Source organism: Roseospirillum parvum (assembly GCF_900100455.1).
Taxonomy (GTDB): domain Bacteria; phylum Pseudomonadota; class Alphaproteobacteria; order Rhodospirillales; family Rhodospirillaceae; genus Roseospirillum; species Roseospirillum parvum.
In genome coordinates this window covers 493,803-501,358 of record NZ_FNCV01000002.1, presented here as the reverse complement: position 1 = coordinate 501,358, position 7,556 = coordinate 493,803, and the positions used below count along the sequence as shown (strand labels likewise).

Genomic DNA, 7,556 nt, shown 5'->3' with positions numbered 1-7,556 from the left:
AACCGGCGGTTTGAAGCCGCCGCCCGTGCCGGTGATGTCTTTGGAGTTGAACAGTAGGCTAAGTTGGTTGCGAGCCCCCGCAACCAATTAAGCCCTTAACCTCAATAGGTTACGGGCTTTCTTGATTCTGGGGCTGTCGCGCGGTGGTCGATTTGGCGCACCGGATTGACGGCGACTCTGGCCGGCCCCTATGCTTCTGGTTGGCGAATATGCTTAAGTCGTGACTTTTGGAACTGTGAAGTGGGCCCTGCTTTTGACATTGATGCCCTGCGTGCGGTGGTGGCCGGCATAGACTTGCGCAGTTTCGCGCGGGCCGCCGTGGCGCTCGGACGATCGCAGTCGGCCGTCAGCATGCAGCTCAAAAAGCTTGAGCGGCAGGCCGGCACGCAGCTGTTCGTGCGCAAGGGCAGAGGCCTGGTGCCGACCGAGGCCGGCGAAGCCCTTGCCGCGTATGCGCGCCGGATCATCGCACTCAACGATGAAGCCGCACGCGCATTGGGCGCGGCCGTCACTTCGGAAACCGTGCGTCTCGGCCTCCCCCAGGATTTCTTCGACGATGTGATGCCGGCCACGCTGGCGGCGTTTGCAAGCGATCATCCGGACGTTCATGTCGAGGTGCGTGCCGGCCCGAACCATACCTTGGGTGAGGAAATCCGCGCCGGCCGTCTTGATGGTGCAATCGTCTTCTTCCCCCGGCGGGCCGGGGGCGAGGGAGAACTTCTTTGTGAACTGCCGATGCATTGGCTTGCGCACACTGCCTTCGCCGACATCCCGGCGCAGACCCGGGTTCCGCTGGTGATGTTCGATCACCCCTGCCTGTTCCGACAGGCAACGCTTGCCAAGCTCGACCAGGTGGGCCGGCGCTGGCGGATAGCGGTGACGACACCAAGCCTCCCGGGCATATGGGGCGCGCTGCGTTCCGGGCTGGGAATCGCCGTGCGAACGGGCCATGGCGTGCCCGATGACATCATTCGCGTGGGCGATGGTCTCTGTCTGCCAAGCCTTCCGGTCATCGAGTTGAGAATGCTCCGATCACAAAACGCGACACCCGCCGCGCAAGCCCTGTGTCAGGCGCTGCAGAGGGAAACGCTTGATCGGGTGACTCCGCATTGAGAGGCCACCATGCCCGCAACACCACGGCACATCTTCAAGCCTTTCCCAATCGCCGCCACGATTGCCGCCGTCATCCATGAAGGGCGCATTCTTCTGGTGCGTCGGGCCAATCCGCCGGATGCCGGCCGTTGGGGGTTTCCGGGCGGCAAGATCGAAGCCGGCGAGCCGATGGAAACCGCCGCCGTCCGGGAGCTCTTCGAGGAAACCGGGGTCCGTGGACAAGCGCGCCGTGTCTTCACCGCGGTCGATGCCTTCGACCGCGACGAACACGGTCGGCTTCGCCGGCATTTCGTGCTGATTGCGGTGCTGTGCGACTGGGTTGCCGGCGATCCGGTCGCTGGGGACGATGCTCTCGAAGCGCGATGGTTTCGTCTGGACGAACTGGACGGCGCCGGACTTGCCCTCAGTCTCGATGTCGCCAAGGTTGCCCGTTTGGCAGCCGACATCGCCACCCAGCAGGACGGCCGGTCATGAGGGCCCACATCGTGCGTCCTTGAGCGGCATATACAGCTCCCCGCCTTCGCGGAACTTCTCGGCCATCTTCGCCATGCCTTCCTTCCGGGCCTCGGCGCGGATGTCGTGGGAGATGCGCATGGAGCAGAACTTCGGCCCGCACATGGAGCAGAAATGCGCCACCTTGTGCGCCTGGTTCGGCAGGGTCTCGTCATGCATGGCGCGCGCCGCGTCGGGGTCGAGCGCAAGGTTGAACTGATCCTCCCAGCGGAATTCGAACCGCGCGCGCGAAACCGCGTCGTCACGAATCCGCGCCGCCGGGTGGCCCTTGGCGAGATCGGCGGCGTGGGCCGCGATCTTGTAGGTGATGACGCCCACCTTCACGTCGTCGCGGTCGGGCAGGCCGAGGTGCTCCTTGGGCGTCACGTAGCAGAGCATCGCCGTGCCGAACCAGCCGATCATCGCCGCGCCGATCCCGGAGGTGATGTGGTCGTAACCCGGCGCGATGTCGGTGGTCAGCGGGCCGAGCGTATAGAACGGCGCCTCGCCGCAAACCTCGAGCTGCTTGTCCATGTTGGCCTTGATCTTGTGCATCGGCACATGGCCGGGTCCCTCGATCATCACCTGGCAATCCTTGGCCCAGGCGATCCTGGTCAGCTCTCCCAGCGTTTCGAGCTCGGCGAACTGCGCGGCGTCGTTGGCGTCTGCGATCGAGCCGGGGCGCAGGCCGTCGCCCAGCGAGAAGGACACATCATAGGCGCGGCAGATGTCGCAGATTTCCTCGAAGCGTTCGTAGAGGAAGCTTTCCCTGTGATGATGCAGGCACCACTTGGCCATGATCGAGCCGCCGCGCGAGACAATACCGGTGACACGGTCCACGGTGAGCGGAATATGGCGCAGGCGCACGCCGGCGTGGATGGTGACATAGTCCACCCCCTGTTCCGCCTGCTCGATCAGCGTGTCGCGATAGACCTCCCAGGAGAGATCCTCGACAATGCCGCCGACCTTCTCCAGCGCCTGATAAAGGGGCACCGTGCCGATCGGCACCGGGGAATTGCGGATGATCCAGTCGCGGATATTGTGAATGTTGCGGCCCGTCGACAGGTCCATCACTGTGTCGGCGCCCCAACGGGTGGCCCAGACCATCTTGTCCACCTCTTCCGCCATCGAGGAGGCAGCGGTCGAGTTGCCGATATTGGCGTTGATCTTCACCAGGAAGTTTCGCCCGATGGCCATCGGCTCGGCCTCCGGGTGGTTGATGTTGGACGGGATGATCGCCCTGCCCCGCGCCACCTCGTCGCGGACGAATTCAGGCGTGATGAAATCAGGAATCGCCGCGCCGAAAGCGTCCCCGTCACGGGTCAGCGCCTGCTTTGCCGCCTGCCGGCCGAGGTTCTCGCGGATGGCGACGAATTCCATCTCCGGGGTGACGATCCCGGCGCGGGCATAAGCCAACTGGGTGACGGCGCGGCCAGCCTTCGCGCGCCGTGGTTCGTGCCGGACGGGAAACGCCGGCGTCAGGCGCTCGCCCTGGGCAAAGCCGTTGTCCTCCGGCCTCACATGGCGGCCTTCATACCGCTCCGTATCGCCCCGCGCGGCGATCCAGGCCTCGCGCGGGCGTGGCAGGCCGCGCTCGATGGCGATCTCGGCCTCGGGATCGGTGTAGGGGCCGGAGCTGTCATAGACGGTGACCGGCGGCTCGCCCGCCGTGGGGTGCAGGTCGATCTCGCGCAGGGGAACGCGGATCTCGGGGTGGAGAACGCCGGTCTGCCAGACGCGGCGCGAGGCGGGGAGCGGTCCCGTGGTGACGGCGGGAGAGATGTCTTTCATCGGTCGGAGCCTCCAGTGCCCGAAGCGTGGAGACCCAGTTCGCGGGAATGAATGGAGGGTGGCCGCGTGAAACACCGTGGAGGTCTTGGCCAAAGCCGCGCAGCCCGAGCACCATCCCTACGCCAGTATGAACTGGATCAGGTTCATCGGGTCACTGCGCTGCGCGGACCTGCCGGACCGGCCATCAGAATCTCAGCCCCTTGGCGGGACCCCCCGGGTGAATGTGCCAAGACTGCGTTCCGACCCACGCTTTGTCAACCACCCGGCCGGCGGTTGAAACATACCCGTTTTCTTGAACCCAGACTCAATGAGCATTCGTTTTTCCAAACGGCGGCTGGCGTATAAGCTTGACGGAGCGACCATCGGGAGCCTGGAGACGTGGACATGCCGCCGGATTCACCAATCGGCTTCATCGGCCTTGGCACGATGGGCGCCCCCATGGCGCTGAACCTCGTGCGGGCCGGCGCGCCCCTCGTCGTCTGGAACCGGACAAGCGACCGTTGCGCCGCGCTGGAGCAGGCCGGCGCCACGGTTGCCCTTGACGCGGCCGATCTCTTCGCCCGTTGCGAGACGGTCCTTCTCATGCTGGAAAACGACACGGCGACCGACGCGGTGCTCTGTCGTCACGGCCCGGACTTCGCACGCCGCGTCGCCGGGCGGACCATCGTCTCCATGGGCACCGTCTCGGCGGACTATTCGAAACACCTGTCCGAACACATTCGCGCGGCCGGCGGGCGCTACGTCGAAGCCCCGGTTTCGGGCTCGCGCAAACCCGCCGAGGCGGGGCAACTGGTCGGCATGCTCGCCGGCGATGCCGAGGATGTCGCGCGCCTGCGTCCGGTCTTGTCCCCGATCTGCAAGGAGCTGGTCGACTGCGGCGCGGTGCCCGGTGCCCTGCACATGAAGCTTGCGGTGAACACCTTCCTGATCACGATGGTCACGGGGCTGGCCGAGGCGGCCCACTTCGCCGCCCGGCACGGCCTCGAGATGAGCCGTTTCACGGACATTCTGAACGCCGGACCGATGGCCAGCGATGTCTCCCGGGTCAAGCTTGAGAAGCTTGCGCGGCACGATTTCGCCCGTCAGGCGGCAATCTCCGATGTGCTGAAGAACAACCGCCTCGTGGTCGAGGCCGCCCGGGAGGCCGGGATCGCGTCGCCCCTGATGGACGCATGCCTCGCCCTCTACGGCGAGACCGAAGGCCTGGGGTTCGCGGACGAGGACATGATCTCGGTGATCCGCGCGATCGAGGCCCGAACCGACCGCAATTCACTGGTGAAGGCTGAGAAGGCGGGTACGACATGAGCGCGAATGGAATGGCAATCGGCCTCGGCGCCCTCTCGGCCCGCGCGCCGCTTCCCGGTCAAGAGCGTGCGGCTTCCCGCATCGGTGCCGCCCATGGCAAATGACCTCCTTCTACTCTGGCTTGCCGCGTTGCCGCTGATGGGAAGCCCCGGGCCGGCCACCATGAGCCTGGCCGGCCTCGGCACCGCCTTCGGCTTCCGGCAGAGCCTCGGCTACCTTGTCGGCATCATCATTGGCACGACGGTTGTCCTGCTTATGATCGCGACCGGCGTTACCGCCGTTGTCCTGACCCAGCCGATCCTTCTCACGGCGCTGACGATTCTCGCCGGGGCCTACATCCTCTATCTCGCGTGGAAAATTGCCACGGCGCCGGTCGGAGGGCTCGAGCCGAGAGCGAAAAATCGGAACCACTTGGTGGTTCCCGATTTTTCGCTCAGATCGGCTCTACACCTGAAATCGAGAGCAGGTCGTGCGAAATCTGAAGCGCTCCGCGATTCACATTTCGCACGATCTGCTCTCGCCCCTCGACCGGCGCAGGCGCCGTCATTCGTCCCGGGTTTCAGCTTGGCTATTGCCAATCCCAAGGCATTTGCCGCGATCGGGGCGGTCTATGCGGGCCACACCCTGGTCGCCGACGATCCCACGGTCGATGCCCTCTACAAGCTGGTTGCGCTGACGCTCGTCATCGTGATCGTCAACACCGCATGGCTCGCCTTTGGCGCGCTGTTTTCACGAGTGTTGACCAACCCCGTTGCCGGACGGGCGGTGAACATCATCTTCGCCATCATGCTGGTGGTGTCGGTGGGGTTGGCGCTGGTTGCGGCATAGAGCAAATCCCGAGCGATCCGGAACGGATCGCGACGACGATTTGCGTCAATCAAGAGTCTCAAATCCCGAGCGGTCCGGAACGGAGCGTGACGACGATTTGCGTCAATCAAGAGTCTCAAATCCCGAGCGATCCGGGACGGATCGGGACGACGATTTGCGGCAATATCAAAAGCCTGGAGCAGGTTGTGTGAGTCACAAATCAGGCAACATCCTCTACGGCGCCGGGCGGGTTGGCTCCCCCTCCTCCCCATTCTCCACGGGCTCGCGGTCTCGGGGATACCGCTCGGCCAGCGGGAAGGCCGGCAGCCAGGATTCGCGGCGCACCGTCCACAATTCGTAGGTCGGTTGCAACTGGTTGGGGGCGTCCAGGCTGCCCAGGTTCACCTCGACTTCGTCGCCCGAGCGGGCGTACACCGACGAGCCACAGCGCGGACAGAACACCCGCCCCTGGTACTCGCCGGTCTCGCCCTCGACCCGCAGCGCCGTCGCCGGGAACACCGCCGAGGCATGGAACAGCGCGCCGTGGTGTTTGCGGCAGTCCAGGCAGTGGCACAGCCCGACCCGAAGCGGCTGCCCGGTGGCTTCCAGACGCACGGCGCCACACAGGCAGCCGCCGGTGAACCGTTGCATGGTCTGCTCTCCTTCTGAAGCAGCGCCTTGGATTCTTGATATCGCGGCAAATCGCCGCCGCGAGCCCTGCCGGATCGCGCGCGATTGGCGCTAATCCATCATCGCCGGCAGGGCGAGCACGATCCCCGGCACCAGCACCAGCAACACCAGCCGCACCAGATCGGCCAACAGGAACGGCACGATGCCCTTGAACACGGTGCCGGTGGGCACGGTGGGCAGCACGGCGCGCAGCACGAAGACGTTCATCCCCACCGGCGGGGTGATCAGGCTGATCTCGGTGATCACCACCACGATGATGCCGAACCAGATCAGATCAAAGCCCATTCCGGCGACCAGCGGAAAGAAGATGGGCACCGTCAAGAGGATCATCGACATGCTTTCCAGCACCGCGCCCAGGGCCACGTAGACGACCAGGATCAGGGCCAGCACGGCGAGCGGCGGCAGGCCACTGTTCTCCACCCAGCCGCCGAGCGCGGTCGGCAACCCGGCCAGATTGATGAAGTTGGCGAACAGCAGGGCGCCGATCAGGATCGAGAACAGCATGGCGGTGGTGATCACGCTGTCCTTCAGCACCTCGACGAGCCCCGCGAGGGTCAGCCGGCGCCGCGCCAGGGCGAACAGGAAGGCCCCCGAGGCGCCGATGCCGGCCGCCTCGGTGGGGGTGAACAGGCCACCGTAGATGCCGCCCACGACGATCACGAACAGCGCCCCGATGCCGGCCACGCCGCGCGTCGCGGCCAGCGCCTGGGGCAGCGAGAAGGCCTCGCCCGGGGGGCCCAGCTCGGGGCGCCGCCAGGTCAGCACGGCGATTGCCGCCATGTAGCCCAGGGCGCCCAAAAGGCCCGGCAGCACCCCGGCGACGAACAGCTTGCCGATGTCGGTGCTGGTCATCAGCCCGTACAGCACCAGCACCACCGAGGGCGGGATGAGAATCCCCAGCGAGCCGCCGGCGGCGATCGAGCCGGTGGCCAGGCTGGGGTGATAGCCGTAGCGGCGCATCGGCGGCATGGCCACCCGGGCCATGGTGGCGGCGGTGGCCAGCGAACTGCCGCAGACCGAGGAGAAGCCGGCGCAGGCGGCGATGGTCGACATGGCCAGCCCACCCCGGAAGCGGCCCAGCCAGGCATAGGCGGCGGCGTAAAGCTGGTCCGACATGCCGGCCCGGGTGACGAAGTTGCCCATCAGCACGAACAGCGGCACCACGGAAAGATCATAGGACAAGACGGTGTCGAAGGTGATCTGGCCGATCATGTGCAGGGCCGGGGTGATGTTGCCCAGCATCAGGGCCACCCCGACCACCCCGACCAGCCCCATGGCAAAGGCGATGGGCAGGCCGAGAAACATCAGCACCAGGACGGCGATCAGCCCGAGGGCCCAGGGTTCCATGCCGAAGGGGG

General features: G+C 65.8%; 7 protein-coding genes and 1 riboswitch. Of the genes, 4 read left to right on the top strand and 3 right to left on the bottom strand.

The window, feature by feature from the left end; genetic code table 11:
* Nucleotides 1–240 precede the first annotated feature (240 nt).
* A complete protein-coding gene (locus tag BLR95_RS05190; RefSeq protein ID WP_218119488.1) occupies nt 241–1,113 on the top strand; it encodes a LysR substrate-binding domain-containing protein in 873 nt (290 codons plus the stop codon).
* Between the two features lie 9 nt (nt 1,114–1,122).
* Nucleotides 1,123–1,587, top strand: coding sequence for an NUDIX hydrolase (locus BLR95_RS05185; protein WP_092616431.1), 465 nt, complete (start codon nt 1,123–1,125; stop codon nt 1,585–1,587).
* Here the strand turns inward: BLR95_RS05185 and thiC are convergent.
* The gene (gene thiC / locus BLR95_RS05180) at nt 1,582–3,396 is read right to left on the bottom strand and encodes a phosphomethylpyrimidine synthase ThiC (protein WP_092616428.1); all 1,815 of its coding nucleotides are present in this window, start codon (nt 3,394–3,396) and stop codon (nt 1,582–1,584) included. The two genes, BLR95_RS05185 and thiC, sit on opposite strands and share 6 nt — an antisense overlap.
* A gap of 96 nt (nt 3,397–3,492) precedes the next feature.
* A riboswitch (TPP riboswitch) is annotated at nt 3,493–3,622 on the bottom strand.
* Between the two features lie 158 nt (nt 3,623–3,780).
* Here thiC and BLR95_RS05175 point away from each other — a divergent pair.
* Together BLR95_RS05175 and BLR95_RS05170 are read left to right on the top strand one after the other, a co-directional pair.
* Nucleotides 3,781–4,701, top strand: coding sequence for an NAD(P)-dependent oxidoreductase (locus BLR95_RS05175; protein WP_092616425.1), 921 nt, complete (start codon nt 3,781–3,783; stop codon nt 4,699–4,701).
* 6 nt (nt 4,702–4,707) lie between these two features.
* Nucleotides 4,708–5,529, top strand: coding sequence for a LysE family translocator (locus tag BLR95_RS05170; RefSeq protein ID WP_218119487.1), 822 nt, complete (start codon nt 4,708–4,710; stop codon nt 5,527–5,529).
* 213 nt (nt 5,530–5,742) lie between these two features.
* On the opposite strand, the gene BLR95_RS05165 is transcribed toward BLR95_RS05170, so the two are convergent.
* Together BLR95_RS05165 and BLR95_RS05160 are read right to left on the bottom strand one after the other, a co-directional pair.
* The gene (locus BLR95_RS05165; RefSeq protein WP_092616419.1) at nt 5,743–6,159 is read right to left on the bottom strand and encodes a GFA family protein; all 417 of its coding nucleotides are present in this window, start codon (nt 6,157–6,159) and stop codon (nt 5,743–5,745) included.
* Between the two features lie 90 nt (nt 6,160–6,249).
* Nucleotides 6,250–7,545: a TRAP transporter large permease gene (locus BLR95_RS05160; protein WP_092616416.1), complete on the bottom strand. Its 1,296-nt coding sequence runs from the start codon at nt 7,543–7,545 to the stop codon at nt 6,250–6,252.
* Nucleotides 7,546–7,556: the final 11 nt, after the last annotated feature.